This is a genomic window from Campylobacter sp. 2018MI13 (genome assembly GCF_018501135.1).
In the GTDB taxonomy this organism is placed as follows: domain Bacteria; phylum Campylobacterota; class Campylobacteria; order Campylobacterales; family Campylobacteraceae; genus Campylobacter_E.
On sequence record NZ_JAHCZC010000018.1, the window covers coordinates 1 to 23469 of the forward strand.

The window sequence follows — 23469 nt, forward strand, 5'->3', positions numbered from 1 at the left end:
AATTAGAACTTATAACATTTTTGCTGATTTTACTTAATTCATTAGGTAAATATATCATTTTTCGCCTTTAGTTTTAAAATTTATATATTTTACAAAAGAAAAATTTAATAAAAATTCTTTCGTATATACAAAATATAAATTTTAATTTACAAAAAGTAACACTTTTTCAAAAAAATTAATTTTATTTAATTTATTTTTCATAATTTTTATCATTTTTTGCATATTCTTTCTTAAATACAAAAAATAAAATTTAATTTTTTTGTATATACAAAATTAAGGAGAAATTATGGGAATTTTAAAAGGAACTTTACCAGCTTTATATACACCATATAAAGATGATGGAAGTATTAACGAAGTTGAGTTTTTAAAGATGTGCGAATGGGGCATTGAAAAAGGACTTGATGGTTTATTTTGTAATGGTAGTGCGGGAGATTCTCAAGCAATGCCATACGAAATGAAAGTAAAAATGCTAGAGCTTTCAATTAAAGCTACAAATAATAAAGTGCCTGTTATTTGTGGGATAGGAAGTTGTATTTATAAAGAGAGCTTAGACCTTGCAAACGAAGCTTATATAAAAGGAGCTAATGCGCTTTTGCTTATGATGCCATATTATTATAAGTTTAATGATGATACGCTTTATACTTATGTAAAAGACTTACAAGCAAAAGTAAAACTCCCACTTTATATTTACAATATTCCACTTTTTGCACCTGCAATGAGCTTAAATCTAATTGAAAAATTAAGCAAATTACCAAATATTGTAGGTATTAAAGATAGTAGCGGAGATGCATTACTACTAAATCATATTTTAGATGTTGTGCCAAGTGATTTTGATGTATTTGTGGGTCGTGAAGAGCATTATTTTGGAGCTTTAATGATGGGTGCAAAAGGTTCAATGACAAGTGCAGGATGTGTTTTCCCTGACGCTATGAGTGCGATTTATAAAGCATATAATGAGAAAAATTACGAAAGAGCAATCAAGCTTCAAAAAGCCTTGCTACCAGCTATTAGATTTGGAATGAGCTTATCATTTCCTATGGGCTTTGCGCTTTTACTTAAAGCTCGTGGTTTTGCTTTTGCAAACAAAAGCATTCACCCACTAAGCGAAGAGACCTTAAAAGCACTTGATGAAAAATTCGAATATGCAAAAGAATTAGTTAAAAATATAGAAAGTGTGTTATGAAAAATAGATTTTTAAAAGTTAGTGAAATTGACAATGTTGCAACTGCAATAAGTGATTTAAACAAAGGCGAAGTTTTTAATGAAGTTACCTTATTAAATGATATTAAAAGCGGACATAAATTCGCTTTAACTGATATTAAAAAAGGTGATTTTATTATTAAATACGGCGAAGTAATAGGAGCAGCTAGTATTGATATAAAAAAAGGCGAGTGGGTTCATACAACCAACACCGAAGGCGTTCGTGGTAGGGGAGATAGCTGTGATAGTTCAAAATTAGAAAATGCTTTAAGATTAAGCATTGAGAGTGCAAGTAAGAAAAACCTAAACGCACAAGATTCAAAACACGAAAAAGTAATTTTGAAAGGCTATAGAAGAGAAGATGGCAAGTTTGGCTTAAGAAATAAGGTCTTAATAATTCCTAGTGTTGTATGTGCTAATAAAGTCGTAGAAAACATTGCTAAAGCGTGTCCTGAAGCTGTATATGTAACTCATCAGCACGGATGTAGTCAGCTTGATTTTGATGCAGAACAAACAAGAATGCTAATGGCTGGAAATTGTGCAAATCCTAATGTATATGCAGCACTTGTAGTTGGGCTTGGTTGTGAGACTATTAGTTCAAATTCTGTTAAAGAATTAGCAAAAAGTTTAGCTCCTTATAAAGATATAAGAGCAATTAGTATTCAAGAGCTAGGTGGCATTACAAATACAACAAATGAAGGCATAAAAATAGTTAAAGATATGCTTGAGAATGCTAGTAAATGTGAATTAAGTGAAGGTGATTTTAGCGATATTATCTTAGGCACTGAATGCGGTGGAAGTGATGCTTATAGTGGGCTTAGTGCAAATCCATCGCTAGGAAGTTTAAGTGATTATGTAGTAGAGAATGGTGGAGCTGTGATTTTAGCTGAAACAACCGAGCTAATAGGAGCTGAAAATATCTTAGCAAGGCGTGCAATTAATGCTGAAGTTGAGAAAAAAATATATGAAAAAATCTATGGCTTTGAAGAAAATGTAAAAAATAGTGGCTCAGACATTCGTGGTGCAAATCCAAGTCCAGGAAATATAGCAGGTGGGCTAACTACTATTGAAGAAAAAAGCCTTGGTTGTGTTTATAAAGCAGGGACGAGCAAAGTTGTAGATGTGATTGATTATGCAATGCCAGTTACTAAAAAAGGTCTTACATTTATGGATACTCCAGGAAATGATATAGAGCAGCTTAGTGCTATGGTTGCGGGTGGGGCTAATTTAGTTGTATTTACTACAGGTCGTGGAACTCCAACAGGAAGCCCTGTAACTCCAACGATTAAGCTAAGCACAAATAATTTTTGTGCGAAAAATATGGCTGATGTGATTGATTTAAACGCAGGCGAAATCGTAGATGGCAATAAGAGTAAAGAAGATATTAGAGATGAATTAATAGAGCTAATCGTAAAAATTAGTGAAGGCAAATTAACAAAAGCAGAAATCAATAAACAAAATGATTTTAGCGTTTGGCGACTAGCAACAACTTGCTAAGTCTTAAATAAAGGGGGATTTATGGAAAAAATAGTTAATAAAATGTATTTAAAGATAATGCCTTTAATACTTTTAATGTTTTGTTTAGCAATGCTAGATAGATCAAACATTGCTTATGTAAAAGATTATATAGAAATAGACGCTGGTATTAGCAAGGCTGCATATGCTTTAGGTGCAGGGATATTTTTTATAGGCTATGCGATATTTGAAATTCCATCAAATTTATTATTGCATAAATTAGGGGCAAAAATTTGGCTAAGTAGAATTATGATAACTTGGGGACTTGTATGTATGGCTATGATTTACATAAAAGATGAAACAAGTTTTTATATTCTAAGATTTTTATTAGGGCTTAGCGAAGCAGGATTTAGCCCAGGGGTTATTTTATATCTTAGTTATTTTTTCCCTACTATTTATAGGTCAAAAGCTTATGGTTTTTATCAATTAGGAGCACCGCTTGCACTAATGCTTGGTGGCGTAATTACAGGGGCTATATTAGATTATGCACCTAGCATTTGGTTTAAAAATTGGCAATGGATGTTTATTATCCAAGGTGCTATTACTGTTATAGTTGGTTTTTATGCTTATTTTAAACTTGCAAGTAAACCTGAAGATGCTAAATGGTTAAGCGAAGAAGAAAAAGCAATTTTAATTGCTGAACTTGAAAAAGAACAAAATAATAAAGAAGAATTAAATTCTAGCAAAGCTTTATCATCAATTATTGTATGGAAATTCGTTTTAGTTTATTTTGCAATTCAGCTTAGTGTTTATGGGGTTTTATTTTATTTACCTACTCAAGTTTCACATTTTTTAGGGACAAATGTTGGATTAAAGGTTGGAATTATTAGTGCAATTCCTTGGGCTGTTGTATTAATTGCTCTACCTATTGTTACAAGTTATGCTGATAAATTAAGAGCTTGGAGTTCTTTTAGCATTGCATTATTATTGTTAGCTGTTGTTAGTATGTTTTTATCTGTATTTATAAATTCTTTAGCTTTATTTATTTTATTCATATCTTTAGCAGCTGTTGGTTTTATAGCGATTCAGCCTATTTTTTGGAATTTACCAACTCAAATCTTAAAAGGCACAGGAGCAGCAGCAGGAATAGCATTGATTGGGGCTTTAGGCAATCTTGGTGGTTTTGTAGCACCTAATTTAAAAAATTATGCCGAAAGTCAATTTAATAGTTCTTATGCAGGTTTAATTGCTTTATGTTTGGTCGCATTCTTAGGAGTGCTTATGTTAATACATTTAAAAAAATCTTACACAAATATTAAATAAGGAGAAATTATGGATTTAGGATTAAAAGGAAAAGTTGTAGTTGTTACAGGTGGTGGAAAAGGTATTGGTGGCGGCATTAGTATTTGCTTAGCTAATGAAGGTGCAATTCCTGTTATCGTATCTCGCTCTAAGCTTGATAGTGATTTTGAAAGCAAAATTAAAGCACTTTGCCCAAATTACGGCTTTTATCAATTAGATTTGTCAAAATGGCAAGAAATTAGTGCAGTTGTAGAGCAAATTGTGGCTAAATATGGCTCAATTTACGCACTTGTTAATAATGCAGGTATGAATGATAATCTTCATATTGAAAGTGCTACGACAGAAGAGCTTATTAAAAGTTATGAGAGCAATTTATTTCATTATTATGAAATGACAAAATGCTGCCTTCCATATATTAAAAAAGAGCAAGGAAGTATTTTAAATATCTCAAGTAAAACAGGTATCACAGGTCAAGGAAGAACAACAGCATACGCAAGTGCAAAGGGCGCTCAAATAGCTATGACAAGAGAGTGGGCTTGCGCTTTTGCACCTGATAATGTTAGAGTAAATTGTATTTGCCCTGCTGAAGTTTGGACCCCGCTTTATGAAAAATGGATTAAAAATTTCTCTGACCCTGAAAAACAATATCAAGAAATTGCAAAATTTATTCCACTAGGTCATCGCTTTACAACTTGCGAAGAGATAGCTGATACTGCAGTATTTACAATAAGCCCAAGAGCATCTCACACAACAGGGCAGATTTTAACTCCAGATGGTGGTTATATGCACCTTGATCGTGCATTAAACTGGGAAAATTAAGGAGAAAAAATGAATAAAAATGTAAAAATTGCAATTATTTTAGTAACTTCATTATTTTTCTTATGGGGTGTTAGCTATGGACTTGTTGATGTTATGAATAAAAACTTTCAAAATCATCTAGGCATTACTCAACAAAATAGTGGCTACTTGCAAATGGCTTATTTTGGGGCGTATTTTGTGATGGCACTACCTGCTGGCTGGATAGCTTCAAGATTTTCTTATAAGGTTGGGATTATTACAGGATTAGCACTTTATGCGATTGGTTGTTTGCTAATAATTCCTGCAACTAATATGGCTAGTTTTTCTATGTTTTTATTTGCATTTTTCATTCTTGCGTGCGGGCTTGGAGCACTTGAGACTAATGCAAATCCTTATATGACAAAGCTAGGAGATGAGAAAAACGCTTCATTTAGAATTAATGCAGCTCAAAGCTTTAATGGTTTTGGGCAATTTGTTGGACCTATTATTGGCGGAAGTTTGTTTTTATCAATCACTCATAGTGGCGAAAATGCAACTGATACAGAAAAAGAACAAGCATTACTTGAAAATATGTTTAATGTGCAAATGGTTTATGTAGGAATTGCTTTAGTAGTGTTTTTAATCTTACTTGCATTTGTGTTTAATAAAATTCCAGAAGGTAGCGAAGTAAGTGAAGAAGTAGAGTATAAAGACAACTCAAAATCAATCGATGTATTTAAACATAGACATTTTAACTTAGGCGTATTAGCTCAATTTTTATATGTTGCAGCTCAAGTTGGAGCGGGGGCGTTTTTTATAAATTACGCAGTAGAACATACAGCAAGTTTAGGAGAAAAAGCTTTAAGCGATGAAAAATCAGCATATTTTTTCTCAGCTGCACTTGTTGCGTTTATGATAGGAAGAATTGTTACAACTCCACTTATGAAAAAATTTAAAGGCGAGAGTATTTTGGGGCTTTATTCATTAATAAATGTTGCATTGTGCTTTTATTTATATATTGCTGATGGAATGATTAGTGTTTATGCTTTAATTTTAGTATTTTTCTTTATGAGTATTAGTTTTCCTACTATTTTTGCCGTTGCTACAAAGGATTTGCCATTAAATCAAGTAAAACTTGGTGGCTCAATCTTAGTAATGAGTATTTGTGGTGGTGCAATAATGCCTACAATTATGGGTTCAATAAATGATAGTTATGGCACAGGTGCGGGATTTTTAGCTTTAGCTCCTTGCTTTTTATATGTAGCATTATATAGCTTTTTATGGACTAAAAAGTCATGAAAATAATTGATACACATTTTCATATATGGGATAAAAATGATATTAGTTGGGTGCAAAACGCCCCAACTAGATTGCAAAGAGATTTTTCTTTTGATGAATATTTAGATGAGTTTAGCAAAAGTGATTTTTTAGGTGGAGTTTATGTAGAAATAAATGCTAATAATCCTAGCCAAGAGAGTGCAAAAATGCTTAGCTTTAAACATAAAAAATTACTTGCTTTATGCCTTGCTACGATAGGTGGTGCTAGTTTTAGAGAAGTTTTACATACAAAGCCAAGTGGATATTGCTTAGGCAGTGAGTTTAAAAAGACTATTAATCTAGTAAATGCAAATGATTTAATGTTTGAAGTTTGTATAAACGAAGATGAGCTAAGTAATTTTAGCAAAATTGCAAAGGAATTTAAATCAGGAATTATCTTTAATCATTTTGCAAATATTAAGGATTTTAGCGGCGAAGATAGTTTAAGGCAAATTGCTAAAAAAGAAAATATTTATATGAAATTATCTTGTCAAGATGATTTTATTTTAGGTAAGGATTATTCAAAATTACTTGATATGGCATTTAATATTTTTGGAGAAAGTAGAATTTGTTTTGGCTCAAACTATCCTGTAAGTGAGTTAAAACCAAATGAATGGATTAGAATAATTGAAAATCATTTTAAAAGTGATGATTTAAAAGAAAAGATTTTTTATTTAAATGCAAAAGAAATTTATAAGATAAAGGAGATTTAAAATGCAAAGATTTGGGCAAATTATAAAAGTTATTCCGGAAAAATTAGCTGAATACGAAAGACTTCACGCAAACCCTATGGAAGGTGTAAATGAGATGATAAAGGCTTGCAATATTCGTAATTATTCAATTTATAATTTTGGCGAATATCTATTCGCTTATTTTGAGTATGTAGGGAGTGATTACGAAGCTGATATGGCAAAAATGGCAGCCGATGAGAATACTCGTAAGTGGTGGGCTTGCACAGACCCTTGCCAAATATCGCTTGGCTATGCAGGTCAAAAATGGCTTAATATGAAAGAAGTTTATCATTTAGATTAGACTTTTTATATTAAGTTTAAAATAATTCTTATTTAACTAAATTAAATAAGAATTAAAAATATTTATATAAAGAAAAGTTCTTTAGCATTATCTTGTAATATAATTTTAGCTTTATCATTAGTAACTTTTAAAAAATCATCTAAAGCTTTTTGATAATTTATTTTGCTTTCGTAATTTGTATGCGGCCAATCACTTCCATAAACAAAGCGTTTTATATCAAAAATATCGCTTAATTTATCAAATACATCTTTACTAAACGCTAAATCTTCATCTAATCTATAAAAGCCACTTACTTTAAAGTTAATATCTAAATTTTTATAATTATTAAACTCATCTAATAATTTAAAAGTATCTTTATTAGGTCTTGCAAGATGATCAATCATAATTTTTACATTATATTTGGCTAAATCATCAATGATAAATAATAATTTATCTAATTCTTTATGTAATTCTATGTGAAGATTAAATTCTTTAATATACTCTAAAGCTTCTTTATAATCATCAAAATTAGGCTTATCTTTTCCTATTAGATTAAGCCTTAATCCACAGACATTTTTTTCTTTTAAATCACTAATATTATTAGGGTCAATTACCACAATTCCCCTTAAATTAGAATGCTCTTTTAAAGCTTGTAATAAATATGAATTATCAAAACCTAAAAAACTAGGCTGAACTAAAACACCATAAGAAAAATTAAATTCCTTTAAATTAGCCAAATATTGTTCGCAACTTGCATCATAATTTGGCACATATCTAACTACATTAGCCGAACTTATATTTGCTCTAAAAATGTGAGCGTGAGTATCTATATACATGATTCTTCCTTAAAAAATATTCATAACAATAATTCCAGCAATTAATGCTGCTATAAAACCTATAGGAATTGCTCTTACAATCAAGCCTTTAAATAAACTATCCTTATGCTCGTTTGCAATCGCTCCTAAAACCAATGAACCTCCAGAGCTAAATGGAGAAATAGCACTAGCTTGTGCTCCAATTACTATGCAAGTAAATAGCACAACTTCATTAAAACCACTTGCATTGCTTAATGTAGGCACAAGTGGGAAAAGTGCAGGAGTAACCACTCCTAAAGTGCTAGAAAATAGCGACATAATAGCTGCAATTATCATCATCATAATAGGGACAATTATTTTTGGCACATTACTTTCTACAAAGCCTGATAATTGATTAATCACGCCTGCTTTAGTAGCAATGCTAACAAGTATCCCAACTCCGCAAATCATAATCAAAGTCCCCCAAGGAATAAGTGCTATAACTTGCTTTTCATCCCCTAATTTTAAAAGCAATGATATAGCTACAAAAACAATAGCTATTAATCCTATATCTATTTTAGAATTTATAAAAGTTATAGTTTTTTCATTAGGAAATGCAATGTGTAATAAAGGAAAAGCTAATACAAAAACCATCATAAGCGCCATTAAAATTAGTGTGGTTTTTTGTTTATCATTAAAAGTAATTTTTTCGCTTAATAATTCTATTTTTATATTAGATTTTTTTGCTTTAAATACAAAAAGACTAATTACAAAAATAGGCAAAATAAAAGTAAATAAAAATATCACAAAAGCATTAGAAAATGCAATATCGGGATTTATACTTGATTTTTCCATAAGAGAGCGAAATATTATTCCACTTTGAGAAGTTGGGAAATTTGCGCCACCTAAAGCACCATAATTAATAGCCATAGCTCCACCAACTCTATCAAGACCTGTTTTTTCGCAGAGTAAAAAAGTAATTGGAGCCATAAAGGCTAAAACACTATAAAATCCAGCACCCATTGCAGCAATTAAAGCCGATACTAAAAATATAGCATAAGGTAAAAAATACGGATAATTTTCAAATTTTTTAATCAAAAATGCAGCTAGTTTTTCTAATGTCCCATTAACACTTGCGAAATTATAAAATAACGAAACCGCAAAAATAACAAAAAATATAGAAACAGGCCAATAAGAAATAATTTCTTTAGGCTTTAAATCCATAAAAAACGCACCAATAATATAGGCAAATATAATTGCAAAAAATCCTATATTTAAACGAGTTTTATAGCCAATTAGAATTGATAAAACAATGGCTAAGATAATAAAACTTGTAAGCATATTAATCCTTTAATTAAAAATCTTTTTTTAAATTCTTTTTTAAATTCCAAATAATTTATGTAAAATAACATTAATTTGATTAACGAAGAAAAAAGGAGAAATAATATGAATAATTATGAATTATTTTATAATGAAGCTAAGAATATGTTTAAAGATAGGATATTTAATGACTATCTTAGATGTTTTGCTTATGGAATTGATGCGTCTTGTTATAAATATGTCCCTAAGATAGTAGTAATAGCAAGAAATGAGAGCGAAATACAAGAAATAATTAGACTAGCAAATAAATATAAAACTCCATTAAACTTTAGAGCAGCAGGAACTAGCTTAAGTGGTCAAAGCTCAACGGATAGTGTTTTAGTAGTAATTAAGTTTGCATTCAAAAAAATCGCTATAAATGATGATGCTAGCGAGATTAGTTTAGGTTGTGGTGTTGTTGGAGTTAATGCTAATTTATCATTAGCTAAATTAAGTAAAAAAATTGGCCCAGACCCTGCTACGATTAATTCAGCTTTAATTGGTGGTATTGTTGCTAACAACTCAAGTGGTATGTGTTGTGGAACTAAGGATAATTCTTATAAAACTTTAAATAGTATTAGAGTGATATTAAATGATGGAACTATCTTAGATACTAAAGATAAAGCAAATGTGGAAGAATTTAAAAGAACTCACGCTAATTTAATTAATGAAATTAGAGCTATTAAAGAAGAGATTAAAAATGATAGCGAATTATATGAATTAATTAAACGCAAATTTAAAATCAAAAACACAACAGGCTATGCTATAAATTCTTTCATTGATTATGATGATGAAATAGATATTTTAGCTCATTTATTTGTAGGTAGTGAAGGGACTTTAGGTTTTGTTAGTGAAGCAAGACTTAAAACTATTGATGATTTACCTTATAAAGCCTGTGCTTTATTGTTTTTTAATGATATTAGCGATGCTGCAAATACTATTAGTGAATTTGCAAAATATGATTTTATAAATTCAGCTGAAATTATGGATTATGCTAGTTTAAAAGCTGCTAGTAGTTATGATGAATTAAAAGATTTATTAAGTGATATAAAAGACAATAATACCTGTGTATTAATTCAAACTGAAAGCGATAATGAAGAAGTTTTAAATGCAAATATAGTTAAAATTAAAGAGCTTTCAAGCAAAACTTTTAAATCATATTATTCTAAAGAAAAAAGCGAATATGATTTATGGTGGAAGATTAGAAAAGCGCTTTTACCAATAGCAGCTAGTAAAAGACCTGTTGGAGCTACTGTTATTACTGAAGATGTGTGTTTTGAGATAAAAGATTTAGCAAATGGTATTAGTGCTATTCAAGATTTATTTAAAGAATTTAATTTTGAAGGTATTATTTTTGGTCACGCATTAGCTGGAAATATTCACTTTATCATCACTCCTAATTTAAATGATAAAACCGAATTTGAAAATTTTGCAAAATTAGTAGAAAAAATGTCAAGTGTAGTAGCTAGTTTTGGTGGAAGTATTAAAGCAGAGCATGGCACAGGAAGAATGGTTGCACCTTTTGTTGAGATTGAGTGGGGTAAAAAAGCTTATGCTATAAACTGCAAGATAAAAGATATTCTTGATAAAGATAATATATTTAATCCTGATGTAATTATTACAAAAGATAAAGATATTTATAAGAAAAATATCAAAAACCAAAGTCCTGTTGATGAAGCTTTAAATTTATGTATGGAATGTGGATTTTGCGAGAGATTTTGTCCATCAAATGAAATCAGCCTAAGCCCTAGACAAAGAATTGCAGTGCTTAAAGAGATGAAGAGTTTAGAAGAATTAAACGACGAAGATAGCAAGAAAAAATTAAAAGATATGAAAAAGCTTTATAATTTTTATGTAGATACTACCTGTGCTGCTTGTGGGGTTTGTTCTATGGTATGTCCTTTAGGTATTAATTTTGCTGATTTTAGCTTAAAATATAGAAAAGCAAATCAAGGAGCTATTTCAAGAATTATCGGTAATTTTGCTTATAATCACCACGAAACTACTTTAGCTCTAGCAAAAACTTCTTTAAAAATTGCTAATAAATTTGATAATTACAAATTAAATAATTTACTAGCTACATTTAATTTACCACAAAGTAGAAATTACTTGCCTAGAGCAAATGATTATAAGTATTCAACAAATACTCAAGAAGAAAATGTTATATATTTTACAAGTTGTTTAAATAAAGCATTTAAGCCTAATGCAAAAATGAGTGATAAAAGAAGCATTCAAGAAGTATTTGAAAGTCTATGTAAAAAGGCAGGAATTGGAATAATCTACGCTCCAAATGATTTATGCTGTGGAAAGGCTTATGAGAATTATGAAAATATTCAAATTGCTAATGAAGCAAAATTAAATGAGTATTTATCTAATCAAAATTGCAGCGTTGTGATTGATCATTCTGCCTGTTCGGCTAAGGTAGTTAAAAATCATAAAGGTAAAGTTTATGATTTGAGTGAATATTTATACAAAGTAATTGCTCCAAGATTAAAAATCACAAAAGTAAATGAGCCAATAGGCTTATATATTATGTGTGCTGCTAGAAAAATGCATATAGAAGATAGCATAATGAGTTTAGCTAAATTATGTGCTGATGAAATAGTAATTGATAATGATACATACTGCTGTGGATTTGCTGGATATAAAGGCTTTTTAACTCCTAAGCTAAATATAAGTGCTACAAATAATTTTAAGAAATTTTACTCAAGCACTAATGTTAAAAGAGGCTTTAGTTCATCTAGCACTTGCGAAGTAGGACTTAGCGATGCTACTAATATGTCTTGGCAACATATTGCTTATTTATTAGACGAATGCAGTAATTAATCATTGAAAGAATTTGAAAATTAATTTTCAAATTCTTTAATCTTGTGTTACTAAAAGTAATACAAGCTTTAATATTTTTATTTTTTTCTATCTTTTTATCAATATATCTAGTATCCTAAAAACATAAGTTAATAAAGGAGTAAAATGAAAACTTATGTTTCTAAATTAGTATTAAAAGATACTATAGGTATTGGTGTTTTAGTTGTTAAAGAAGAGCTCTTTAGTAGAGTAGAATTATTTTTAGAAAAAGATTATCAAAAGAGCATAAAAGAATTAGCAAATATTTATGGTTTTAGTGAAGACGCAATTGATTTAAGAGATAAGATTATTTTTCCATCGGCTATTGATTCTCAAGTGCATTCTCGTTCTCAAGCAAATAATGAAGATTTTGAACTAGCAAGCAAACAAGCAAGTGCAGGTGGTGTTAGTGTAATGGTGGAAATGCCTTATGATGCAGGATTACTTATATCAAACGCAAATAATTTTAATAAAAAATTAAAAGATGGCTTAGAAAATTCTTATGTTGATTTTGCTCTTTATGCAACCATAAATCCAGAAGATGGTATAAAAAATATTGAAGAATTAATAAAATTAGGTGCTTGTGGCTTTAAATTATCTTTATTCGGAACAGACCCTGTTAGATTTCCTAGAATACCACCATATTTAATGTATGAAGTTATGCTTGAATGTGCAAAATATGATGTAATGGTAGGAGTGCATAATGAAGACCATGAAAGTGTTATTTATCTAACTGAAAAAATAAAACAAGAAAGAACAGACTATAAAGCACATAATTTATCTCGCCCTGAGTGGGTTGAAAATATAGCTGTAAATACTATATATGAATTAGGAGCTAGTGCAAGAGCAAAAGCTCATGTTGTTCATGCTTCTAATAAAAGAGCTTTAGAAATTGCTAATAATTATAAAAAAGATGGATATAAAGCTAGTGTTGAATGCTGTTTGCATTATTTAATTTGCTCTGAAGAAGATGAGGTTAGAAGATTAAATGGTATTGCTAAAATCAACCCACCAATAAGAGATTTAGCCAACAAAGAAGCTATATGGGAATGTTTAAAAAATGGCTTAGTTGATGTAGTTTCAACAGACCATGTAAGATGGAGTAAAGATAGAAAGAGCAATGAGAATATATTTTTAAATTCTAGTGGAGCTGCAGGTCTTGAAGTGTTATTGCCTTTATTTTTAAGTGAATGTAAAAAAAGAAATGTAGATTTAAGTTTAGCTTCTAAATTACTATCAACTAATCCAGCGAAATTGTTTAAATTGCCAAATAAAGGAGAATTAAAAGCTGGAAATGATGCTGATTTTGTTATTTTAAGTGAAGATACTTATAAGTATTATGCAAAAGATGGTTTTAGTAATCTTGATTATAGTTTGTATGAAGGCTATGAAATGCTTTATAAAATAAATGAACACTATGTTAGGGGTAATAAAGTATTTGATGGTAAAAATGTATATAAATTGAATGCAAAATTTATAAATCCTAACGAGAATTGATATGAAAATACTTGCAGATGATATTAAATTTCATATAAATAATTTAGCAAAAATTACAGAAACAAATCGTCCTTTTACTAGATTGGTATTTACTAATACTTATGAAGAAGGTAGAAAATATATTAAAAATCATTTTTTAAATTTAGGACTTAATGTTATATATGATGATTTTGCCAATATGTTGGCTATTAAAAAGGGCAAAAGTAATGAATGTATTATAATAGGTTCTCATAGCGATACCGTTGCTAGTGGTGGTAGATTTGATGGAGTTTTAGGTGTTGTATCTGCTATGGTAATTGCTACAGCTTTAAAAGATATACAATTAGATAAAACTTTAATTTTTTGTGATTATTTAGGAGAAGAGCCTAATTATTTTGGTTTATCTTGCGTAGGTTCTAGGGGAATGTCTGGTAATTTGAGTAAAGAACAACTTGATATTAAAGTTAATGATACTAAATTATCAGATATGATAATCAAATCAGGTGGTAATAAATCATTTAGAACTTTTAACGAATTAGGAATAGGTAAGCTTATTGAAAGTTATGAATTGCATATTGAACAAGGAAATATGTTAGAGAGTTTAAATACTAAGATTGGTATTGTAAATAAAATTGTAGGTATTTCAAGATTTAATGTGGAATTTAAAGGTTTAAGCAATCACGCAGGAACAACAGCTATGCATTTAAGAAAAGATGCTTTATTAAATTCTTCAAAATTTATCGTATGGTTAAATGATAAAGCTATTGAGTATTCTAAACAAGCTTATACGGTAGCAACCGTTGGGGCGTGTAGTGTAATGCCTAATGCTGCTAATGTTATTTCTAATAGTGTAAAAATAAGTATAGATTTAAGAAGTGAAGATGATTTAATAAGAATAAATTTTATTAAAGAGATTGAAGAAAAGCTAAAAGATTTAGACGCTAATTATAAATTAGTATCAGATTCTAATGCTACTCCTGCTGATGATTTAATTATTAAGAATTTAAAACAAACAGCAGATGAGCTACAAGTAAGTAATATTATTATGCCAAGTGGGGCAGGGCATGATAGTGCTTTTATAGCTAAGATAGCTTCTATGGGTATGATTTTTATACCTAGCAAAAATGGTTTATCTCATCATCCTGATGAAGAAAGCTCATTTGAAGATGCAGCTATTGGCACTCAAATTATTTTAAATAACATATTAAGGAGTGGTTATGAAAAATAGAACAAGAACCGTTATAGCAGCTTCTATGGGTAATGCTTTAGAATGGTATGATTTTTCTTTATTCGCATTTTTTGCAGTATATATTAGTGCTAATTTTTTTCCAAAAGAAGCAGACCCAATTACTAATATGATTAATACTTTTTTATTATTTGGGGTTGGTTTTATAGCAAGACCTATTGGTGCTATATTATGTGGTTATATAGGTGATAAATATGGTAGGAAAAAGTCTTTATTGCTAACTATTTCAACAATGGCTATAGGAATAATTATTATAGTATTAACTCCAAAATTTCAAGATATAGGATATTTAGCTCCTATTATGCTTTTAGTAGCAAGATTATTTCAAGGATTTAGTGCAGGTGGAGAAATCGGTGGAGCAACTAGTTATTTATTGGAAAATGCTGATAAAAAGCAAAGATTATTATATGCTTCATTTTTGCAATCAACCATTGGAATTGCTAATATATTATCTGCATTAGCTGGAGTTATTATTACTACTATATTTACTACTCAAGATATTTATGATGGTGCTTGGAAATATGCTTTTGCTTTCGGGCTTTTGATTATTCCTGTTGGTGTATATATTCGTAATAAATCTAATGAAAGTGCAGTTTTTATTGAGCAACAAAAAGAGAACAAAAACAAAGCACCTTTAAAAGATTTATTAAAAGATTATAAAGGTAGAATTTTTACAGGTATGCTCTTTAGTACATTATGGACTGCTGGAGTTTATAGTTTAATTATTTTTATGCCTACTTTTTATCATAAATTCTTAGGCTATGATATGCAATTAGGCTATACGGCTAGTTTTTTAGGAAATATATTTTTGACATTAGGGTGTTTTTTTGCAGTGTTTATAGCACATAAAATTGGTCTTATAAAATCTCTTATGATTTCTATTGGGCTTTTATCTTTTATGCCATTTTTGGCTTTATATGTTTTATTAGGTAGTAGTAATGCTTTTTTATTATTTGCTATTCATATAATTTTATGTTTATTAATTAGCTTTTTTGTTGGATTAGCACCTGCTATTATGAGTTTATTATTTCCTGCTCATGTAAGAAGTAGTGGTTTGAGTATTTCTTATAATTTAGTTGCAATATTTTTTGCAGGATTTACTCCGGCAATTATTACATATTTAGCAAAATTTAGCTTATTTGCTCCTGCTGCTTGGACTTTATTGTCTTGTATTTTAGCTTTTTGGGGAGTTGTAAGAATGAAGAAATTAGGTCTTGATAATTGGCAAGAGTTTTAATTAAAAAGAATTTGAAAATTAATTTTCAAATTCTTTAATTGTTTTAGACTTGTCTTATTACATCAATTACACTGCCATCGCGATATTCAACGACGGCTACTATTCTTTTATTTGATTTTTCATACTCACAAACTCCGCAAATATCATTTGCAATACTAGCTAATTCTTTTATATCAAGTATTTTTAGCCTTGAGTTTTTTAAGGTTTTTGCTAAAGTTTTATCATTTAGTGCAATTCCATATTCGCAAACAAGTGCATTAATGCTTTCTCCTGGAGTTGTAATTGAGTTTATTTTTTCTTTAACGATAGCTTTTCTAGTCCTAATTAAATTAGTAGTAATTATTGCTAGTTTTGCTCCTGCAGCAGCGTCGCTATGCCCACCACTTCCGCCCATAATATATCCATTTGAACTAGTCATTACATTGGTATTAAAATTAGTATCAACTTCAGTTGCTCCTAAAACAACGCAATCAAGTCTATTTACTATAGGAGAGCTTGTGTGAATGTTTGCATACAAACTTGAGCTAACTTCGTAATGATTAGGATTAGTTTGCAATGATTTTAAAGCTTCTAAATCAAAACCTTGAACATCAAAAATATTATTAAAATACCCTTCATTATATAAACTAACTAAATATGCAGTTATTCCGCCCATAATAAATGAGCCTTTAATATTTTTTTCTTTCATAATTTCTTTTACATAATGAGCACTTGCAAGGCTTATCCCACCAGCTCCTGTTTGAAATGAAAAACCATCTTTTAAAAGCCCACTTTCATCTATTAAATTAGCCGTTGTTTTAGCAATTTTTAGCTGAATTGGGTCTTTTGTAATATCAGTTGTGCCTGATTTAATACCATTTGGATCACCTATCTCATCAACCATTAAAACATAATCAATCTTATCTTGAGTAATACTAGGATTGCTTAATGGATAAGGATAGATAGTATCGCTTACTGCAACGCTAACTTTAGCAAAGTCTGCATCAGGCATAGCATAACCGATTGAGCCAAAGGCATTTTTACCCATAGTGCCGTTTATATTCCCTGCATTATCGGTTGCACTTGCTGCAATAAATGCTACATCAATTTCTAAATCCCCCGCATAAATTGCTCTAGCACGACCGCCGTGGGTTCTAAAAATAGCTACTTTTTTAAATTCTCCACGAGAAATAGCATTTGCGACTTTTCCTGTGCAATAGTTTGTATCTATTTGAGTTATTATTTCTTTTTTTGCATATTCTACTAAAAAATCATGAGTTGGAAAAATTGCACTAATTGCTAGTTTTAAATCATTTATGCCTAGCTCTTCACAAGCTTGTAAGATAATTCCTACTACTTTATCCCCATTTCTTAGATGATGATGAAATGATATTGTATCTCCACTTTTTAAGCCTGTTTTTTTGATTAATTCTTTTACATTTGTATAGACTTTATTATCAGTTGGGTTTGATAGTTTTATATGCTTTTTAAGTGATTTTTCTTTAGGTTTTAAGCTAAATGCTCCGTTAAAAGCAATTACTTCTCCATAATCTTTAATATAATCAATATTCATAGAATTTCCTTTAAAATCTTTTTAGCACGACTAACAATAGGTGCATCAATCATTTTGCCATTTAGTGAAATTACTCCACTTTTTTTAAGTTCGGCTTCTTTTATAGCGTTTAGGACTTGATTAGCCCAGATTATTTCTTTTTCGCTAGGTTTAAAGCAATTATGAATAATATCAATATGTCTTGGGCTAATTACTAATTTGCCATCAAATCCTAGATTTTTAATATAAGTTGTATCGGCTATTAATCCATTTTCATCATTTATATTTGTATATGGAGTATCTATTGCGTCTATTTTTGCAGCCTTACATACATTTAATAAATAATTTCTAGCAAAATCAATCTCAACTCCACTCTCACTTCTTCTTGCACCAATTTCGCTCGTATAATCTTCTGCACCAAAGCAAATAGCACTAACGCCATTTAAAAATGCTAATTCTTTAGCATTTAATAAGCCAAGTGGAGTTTCTATTAAAAGTAAAATTTCAATTTTTGGATTTAAATTCTTAGTGTATTTGATAAGTTCTTTAATCTCTTCTACATTTTCAGCCTTTGGGATTAATATGCTATTAATTTTAGTTTTTGATAGTGCCAAAATATCGTTTTTTGCATTCTCTAAATTAATCCTAACTATTTTTTCACATTCATAATTTAGCATAGTTAAGGCATTGCAAACTAGATTTAAGGCACTATCTTTTTGCATAGGACTTACTGCATCTTCTAAGTCAAATATAATAGCATTAGCTCCAAATAATCCTGCGTTTTGAATATTTCCTGCATTATTTCCTGGTATAAATAGCAATGTTCTTCTCATTTTTCTAACCTTTCTAATGCTGTTTTTAGCCTTGCTAAGATACAAAAATCTAAAGCACCTTTATCATTTATCTCTATTAAAACATTTGTATTTTTATGTTCTTTACAATAATTTTGAATTAAGTTCTTAATATGTTTTGCATAAGGATTTTCTTCTTCATTTATAAATACGATTTGAAATTCCTTATGTTTTTGAATATTAATTAAACAATCATTTGATTCAATAGTTCCAACGCTAATCATCTTAAACTCCAAATTGTGCAAATAAAAATGTAGCAGCTATAACCGTGCAAGCCCCACCAATTCTAGTTGAAATCTGTGCAAATGGCATAAGCTCCATTCTATTACAAGAGCCTAGAATTGCAACATCTCCTGTGCCACCAAGTCCTGAATGACAAACCATAACGCAAGAGCATTCAATCTCAAACATATTTAAAAACTTTGCACAAAAATACCCAGTAAGTGCCATAGTCGTAACTACGCTAAAGCAAATTATTATAAAAGCAATATTAATTGCAGCAATTACATCTTTCCAAGGTGTCCAAATAACTCCAACACCTACTAAAAGAGCCCAAGTTAGGTTTTTGCTTACAAATTGATATATGAAATTAGCTCCGTATTCTAGGCTTTTTGGCATTATGTTTAAAACTTTTGTAATAGCAGCCATAATAATCATAATAATTGGAGCAGGAATTGAAATTATCATATTTAATAATTTTCCTATTAAAAAATAGCATACTGCAACAAGCAAACCAGCACCCATTAATTTAATATCAAAAGGCAAGGTATCGTTATTTAAAGAATTGATATTTTCTTCTTTAGTTTTTACTAAAAGTCCATTTCCACTTAAATGTGGCTTTTTTAGAGCTAGATTTTTTAAATATCCTGCATAAGCAATTGCAAATAAGTTTCCAAGCATTGCAGCAGGTGCTAGAAGTGCTATTATATTTGATGAATCAGCATTTCCTAAAATTTCTGAATAAGCAACGCTTAGTGGGATAATTCCCTCTCCAACTCCGCCACTTAAGATAGGAATTGCTATATAAAATACAGCATGAGCTCCGCCTATACTAGTAATTGAACCTATTAAATATGCCACTATAATAGCTAAAAAAGTTCCTATAAATAAAGGTATAAACATTTTTAAAAACCCTGCAATTAAAATTGCTCGTTTCATACTTAATATGCTTCCAACTACTAAAACGCTTATATAAAGATATAAGAAATTAGATTGTTTTATAAAAAATGTTATAGCATCTATTGAGTTTTGATTTAATAAACCATAATAAACCATACAAGATGGAACAAAAATGCTTAATATAGCTGGTCCGCCAATATTTTTTAAAATAGGCACTTTCATACCAATTTCGCCAAGCAGTATTCCTAAAATCATAGTAATAGCAAGTCCGCCTACCATATCTTTAGGAAGTTTTCCAAAATAGCAAGTGAAAAATACAATAAGTGCAAATACACAAAATGCGTATAAATTTACACCACCTATTTGTCTTTCTTTCATAAAAACTCCTTTAAAAATAATTTGAGTTTTCATTTTAAGAAGAATTAAGATTTTGTAAATTTAAGTAATTTAAAAAAGCTTTTAAATAATTAAAATAAGCAAATTAGTTTAATTTATAATATATTTGTGGTCTTCCTTTGGCTTTATATTCTAGTTTTGAAGTAATGTAATTAATTTGTTCTAAATAAGTTAGATATTTTCTAAGAGATATTTTAGAAATATTTGTTAGTTTTTCTAATTCATTGACATTGAACCAAGTATTAAATTCTTTTATTTTATCTTTTATAAGAGCTAAAGAATTTTTATCAATTCCTTTTGGTAATTCATCAATTTGTTTATAAAGAGCTTTATCAATATTTTCTTGATTGATTTTGCTATTTAATAGATTTCTTCTTAACTTATATTGATTTAGCGAGCTTTCAAGCCTATTTTGTTTAAATGGTTTTAGAATATAATCAATTACTCCTAGATTTAAGCTTTTTTGTAAGCTTAAGCTATCATTTCTAGCAGAAATTACAATAATATCAATCTTACTAAACTCACTTTTAATTCTTCTAATAAGCTCAATTCCATCAGTATTTGGCAAGGTTAAATCAAGCAATATTAAATCTATTTCATTACTTAGCAAATAATTTATAGCATCATCTACTTTAGTAAAACAAGCTAGTAATTTAAACTCACTTACTGATAAAAGAATGTTTTTATTAATATCTTGCACCATCAAATCATCTTCAACAATTATTGTCTTAATCATTATTAATCCTTAAAATTACACTAAAAGAGCTTCCATTTTTTAATTTACTAACACTTATTGTTCCATCATAATTAGCAACAATTTTAGCACATAAATAAAGTCCATATCCTCTAAATTCACCCTTAGTAGAATAGCCTTTAGTAAATAAGTTTTCTTTATTTTGAATGCCGCAGCCATTGTCTTTACATTGAATTTTTAGGTAGTTTTTATTATTTTTTATAAATATTTCTATATTTTTATTTTCTGTATTGCTTAATGCGTCTATTGAATTATTTATTAAATTTGAAAGAATGCTAATAATATCATTTTGTAAATTACTATCATTTAAATTATCTAAAAATGATTTTTTATTAAGATTTATATTGATTTTCAATTCTTTTGCAAAGGCGAATTTGCTTTCACAAAAAGCTAGGATTACTTTATCATTGATATTGCATAATAATTTATTTAAATTCTCTTTATTTTTTAAAATCAATTCATCACAATAATTTTTTGCTTCATTTATATTATTATTTTCTAATAAGGCATTTATTATGTGAAGTTTGTTTGAGAATTCGTGATGATTTGCTCTTAGGGCTTCGGCGTATTTTTTGACATCTATTAGCTCATTTGCTAATTTTTTAACTTCTTTTATATCTTTAAAAGACGCTACAACTCCTGCTATATTATTATCTATAAAGTATGGAATTCTATTTGTTAAAATTGTGATTTCGTTTAATATTTGCTCTTGATTTAATTCAGCTATTTTTGTATTTAATACTTTTTGCATATTTGAATGCGGGATAATATTGGCATTTTTTCCTATTAAATCATTATCTACTAAGGCTAGTTTAAAAATATCTTTAGCTTTATCATTTATTAAAGTAATGGTATTTTTATCATCTACTGCAATTATCCCATCATTTAAGGATTGCAAGATAGCGTTTTGTCTTGCAACTAAACTAGCTATTTGTTTTGGTTCATAACCTAATAATATGTTTTTTATATTTTTATTTAGTATTTTTGCTAGTATTAAAATGATTATTATAAAAATAATTATCAAAACAAAATTATATTTATTTTCTTCTAAAATTATTTGATTTAGATAATCTACGAATACTCCAACTATTACAGCACCTATAATTTGATTATCTTTATAAATTGGGCTAAAGCTTCTAATTGAGCGTTTTAAAGAACCTTTTGCTATTGATATATAATGTCCTTGTCCGTTTAAGACTTGCTTAGCGTCCCCGCCTTCTACTAAAGTGCCTATTAAATCTTTATTAGGGTGGGTTAGTCGCTTTTGGTTTTTATCTATTATTACTATGAAATCAAGATTTAATTCTTTACTTAATTTGTTTATATCTTTATTTAAATTAGGATTATTTATATCAATATTTTTTGCTAGAGTTTTTGATATTGCTTCTATTTTATGAGTAATTTCGTTTTCAATTAATTTTTTGCTTTGTATAAAAATAAAAATAGAAGTAATGCTTAAAACTATAAAAGAAATTAAAAAAAATGTTAAAGTAATTTTTGTAAATAATCTCATTTAAAATTCCTAATAGTTTTTTGGATACATTATATTAAAATCATTTAAGGAATTTGAAATTATGCAAAAAGATTTGCTTCAGCTAGTTTTAGAACAAAAAGAAAAGAGATTTAATGCAAGACTTGAATACGAAAATATTTATAAAACTCCTGTAATTTGCTTTAGCCTAAATCTTCCTTATATGTATAAAATAGCTAATATTAGTGAAGTTAAAGATTTGTTTTTATTCGGAATTAACGAAGTGCTTAGTTTAGAAAATATCATAAATTATAGTGTTAATTTAGATGAATTATTTTGCTTATTTGCGATTAATGATGAAGCTTTAAATATAAAAAAACTCACTATATCTTTAGAAAATAAATATAATTTTTCAAGATTATTTGATTTTGATGTGTATTTTAATAACGAGACAATTAAGCTAAGAAATGCAGGTAGGAAGTGCTTTTTATGTGATGAATTAGCCATAGTTTGTCAAAGAAATAACACTCATACAAAATCTAGCATATATAAAAAGCTTGATGAATTATTTGATGATTTTTATGTGTATATTTGCATAAATAAAAGTATTAAAAATAATTTTAGCAAAGCTGCTTTAAAGGCATTATTGTATGAAGTTAGCTTATCTCCTAAAATCGGCTTGGTTGATAGATTTAGTTCAAATTCTCATAATGATATGAACTTTTATACCTTTTTAGATAGCGTAAGTGAATTAAGAGAATATTTTGATAGCTTTTATACTTTAGCAAAATTATCAAAAAGAAATGATTTTATTAGGCTTAAAAAAATAGGTCAAATAGCAGAAAAATTTATGTTTAATGCCACAAATAATATAAATACTCATAAAGGTGCTTTATTTTTGTTTGCGATTATGATTTTTGCTTGTAGCAAAAGTGAAGATGAATTATCGCTTGAAAATATCTCAAAAATTACAAAAGATCTATGCGTAAATCTATGCCAAAATGAGTTAAATAATAATCTTAATTCAATCGGTGGGATTTGCTTTCAAAGATTTGGGATTAAGGGGATAAGAGATGAGGTTGAGAAAGGATTTGTAAATACTTTTAAGGCATTTAAATTCTATCAAACTTTTGAGATTAAAAATGATATAAGTTTATTAAAGACTTTATTTTATATCGTATATTTAATAGATGATACGAGTTTAATAAAAAGATTAAATTATAATTATGATAATTATTTACAAGTAAAAAATACTTGCTTAAAACTTAGTAAATATGATGATAGTAAAATAATAAAAATTATTAATAAATTAAATATTTTATACTCAAG

20 protein-coding genes and 1 pseudogene are annotated in these 23469 nt (G+C 28.7%); 13 read left to right on the forward strand and 8 right to left on the reverse strand.

The genetic code is table 11. The features are described from left to right. The first annotated feature begins 286 nt into the window (after nt 1–286). The 8 genes and pseudogenes from KJQ99_RS03070 to KJQ99_RS03100 all read left to right on the forward strand — a co-directional run bounded on the left by KJQ99_RS03070 (nt 287) and on the right by KJQ99_RS03100 (nt 7083). Entirely contained in the window at nt 287–1183 is an 897-nt protein-coding gene (locus KJQ99_RS03070) for a dihydrodipicolinate synthase family protein (RefSeq protein WP_214149976.1), read from the forward strand. Next, a pseudogene (locus KJQ99_RS10555) lies at nt 1180–1437 on the forward strand (UxaA family hydrolase); the annotation flags it as partial. The gene KJQ99_RS03070 and the pseudogene KJQ99_RS10555, both read left to right, overlap by 4 nt. Nucleotides 1438–1536: 99 nt before the next feature. Continuing rightward, nucleotides 1537–2697: a UxaA family hydrolase gene (locus tag KJQ99_RS03075; RefSeq protein WP_336607079.1), complete on the forward strand. Its 1161-nt coding sequence runs from the start codon at nt 1537–1539 to the stop codon at nt 2695–2697. 21 nt (nt 2698–2718) lie between these two features. Next, a complete protein-coding gene (locus KJQ99_RS03080; protein ID WP_239803596.1) occupies nt 2719–3978 on the forward strand; it encodes an MFS transporter in 1260 nt (419 codons plus the stop codon). Between the two features lie 9 nt (nt 3979–3987). Further along, nucleotides 3988–4776 (forward strand): SDR family oxidoreductase, encoded by a 789-nt coding sequence (locus tag KJQ99_RS03085; protein WP_214149982.1) that lies wholly within the window; start codon nt 3988–3990, stop codon nt 4774–4776. Nucleotides 4777–4785: 9 nt separating this feature from the next. Then, on the forward strand, nt 4786–6033 hold the full coding sequence (fucP, locus tag KJQ99_RS03090) for an L-fucose:H+ symporter permease (protein WP_214149984.1): 1248 nt from the start codon (nt 4786–4788) through the stop codon (nt 6031–6033). After that, nucleotides 6030–6764: an amidohydrolase family protein gene (locus tag KJQ99_RS03095; protein WP_214120163.1), complete on the forward strand. Its 735-nt coding sequence runs from the start codon at nt 6030–6032 to the stop codon at nt 6762–6764. Before fucP ends, KJQ99_RS03095 begins: the two co-directional genes overlap by 4 nt. A 1-nt stretch (nt 6765) precedes the next feature. After that, nucleotides 6766–7083 carry an L-rhamnose mutarotase gene (locus KJQ99_RS03100; protein ID WP_214118470.1) on the forward strand — a complete coding sequence of 106 codons (318 nt, stop codon included), beginning with the start codon at nt 6766–6768 and terminating at the stop codon, nt 7081–7083. A gap of 62 nt (nt 7084–7145) precedes the next feature. On the opposite strand, the gene KJQ99_RS03105 is transcribed toward KJQ99_RS03100, so the two are convergent. Then, the gene (locus tag KJQ99_RS03105) at nt 7146–7898 is read right to left on the reverse strand and encodes an amidohydrolase family protein (protein ID WP_214120164.1); all 753 of its coding nucleotides are present in this window, start codon (nt 7896–7898) and stop codon (nt 7146–7148) included. Nucleotides 7899–7907: 9 nt separating this feature from the next. Then, on the reverse strand, nt 7908–9197 hold the full coding sequence (locus tag KJQ99_RS03110) for an SLC13 family permease (RefSeq protein WP_214118466.1): 1290 nt from the start codon (nt 9195–9197) through the stop codon (nt 7908–7910). Nucleotides 9198–9302: 105 nt separating this feature from the next. Between KJQ99_RS03110 and KJQ99_RS03115 the strand changes: the two genes are divergently transcribed. The 4 genes from KJQ99_RS03115 (at nt 9303) to KJQ99_RS03130 (ending at nt 16018) form a co-directional block, all read left to right on the forward strand. Then, on the forward strand, nt 9303–12041 hold the full coding sequence (locus KJQ99_RS03115) for an FAD-binding and (Fe-S)-binding domain-containing protein (protein WP_214120166.1): 2739 nt from the start codon (nt 9303–9305) through the stop codon (nt 12039–12041). 144 nt (nt 12042–12185) lie between these two features. Further along, nucleotides 12186–13556: a dihydroorotase gene (locus KJQ99_RS03120; protein WP_214149986.1), complete on the forward strand. Its 1371-nt coding sequence runs from the start codon at nt 12186–12188 to the stop codon at nt 13554–13556. 1 nt (nt 13557) lies between these two features. Continuing rightward, nucleotides 13558–14763: a hydantoinase/carbamoylase family amidase gene (locus KJQ99_RS03125; protein ID WP_214120168.1), complete on the forward strand. Its 1206-nt coding sequence runs from the start codon at nt 13558–13560 to the stop codon at nt 14761–14763. Further along, a complete protein-coding gene (locus KJQ99_RS03130; protein WP_214118458.1) occupies nt 14753–16018 on the forward strand; it encodes an MFS transporter in 1266 nt (421 codons plus the stop codon). The genes KJQ99_RS03125 and KJQ99_RS03130 overlap by 11 nt, the downstream gene beginning before the upstream one ends. A 43-nt stretch (nt 16019–16061) precedes the next feature. Here the strand turns inward: KJQ99_RS03130 and citF are convergent, their stop codons facing one another. From citF to KJQ99_RS03160, 6 genes are all read right to left on the reverse strand, one after another. Further along, the gene (citF, locus tag KJQ99_RS03135; RefSeq protein WP_214149988.1) at nt 16062–17570 is read right to left on the reverse strand and encodes a citrate lyase subunit alpha; all 1509 of its coding nucleotides are present in this window, start codon (nt 17568–17570) and stop codon (nt 16062–16064) included. Further along, entirely contained in the window at nt 17567–18382 is an 816-nt protein-coding gene (locus tag KJQ99_RS03140; protein WP_214149989.1) for an HpcH/HpaI aldolase/citrate lyase family protein, read from the reverse strand. The genes citF and KJQ99_RS03140 overlap by 4 nt, the downstream gene beginning before the upstream one ends. Next, nucleotides 18379–18624: a hypothetical protein gene (locus KJQ99_RS03145; protein WP_214118452.1), complete on the reverse strand. Its 246-nt coding sequence runs from the start codon at nt 18622–18624 to the stop codon at nt 18379–18381. Before KJQ99_RS03145 ends, KJQ99_RS03140 begins: the two co-directional genes overlap by 4 nt. Nucleotide 18625: 1 nt before the next feature. Further along, the gene (locus KJQ99_RS03150; protein WP_214149994.1) at nt 18626–19897 is read right to left on the reverse strand and encodes a 2-hydroxycarboxylate transporter family protein; all 1272 of its coding nucleotides are present in this window, start codon (nt 19895–19897) and stop codon (nt 18626–18628) included. A 103-nt stretch (nt 19898–20000) separates the two neighbouring features. Next, nucleotides 20001–20651: a response regulator gene (locus KJQ99_RS03155; protein ID WP_214118448.1), complete on the reverse strand. Its 651-nt coding sequence runs from the start codon at nt 20649–20651 to the stop codon at nt 20001–20003. Next, on the reverse strand, nt 20644–22182 hold the full coding sequence (locus tag KJQ99_RS03160; RefSeq protein WP_214149996.1) for an ATP-binding protein: 1539 nt from the start codon (nt 22180–22182) through the stop codon (nt 20644–20646). Before KJQ99_RS03160 ends, KJQ99_RS03155 begins: the two co-directional genes overlap by 8 nt. Before the next feature lie 61 nt (nt 22183–22243). Between KJQ99_RS03160 and KJQ99_RS03165 the strand changes: the two genes are divergently transcribed. Then, nucleotides 22244–23469, forward strand: a 1226-nt coding sequence (locus tag KJQ99_RS03165) for a triphosphoribosyl-dephospho-CoA synthase (protein ID WP_214149998.1), incomplete at its 3' end; no start/stop codon positions are given.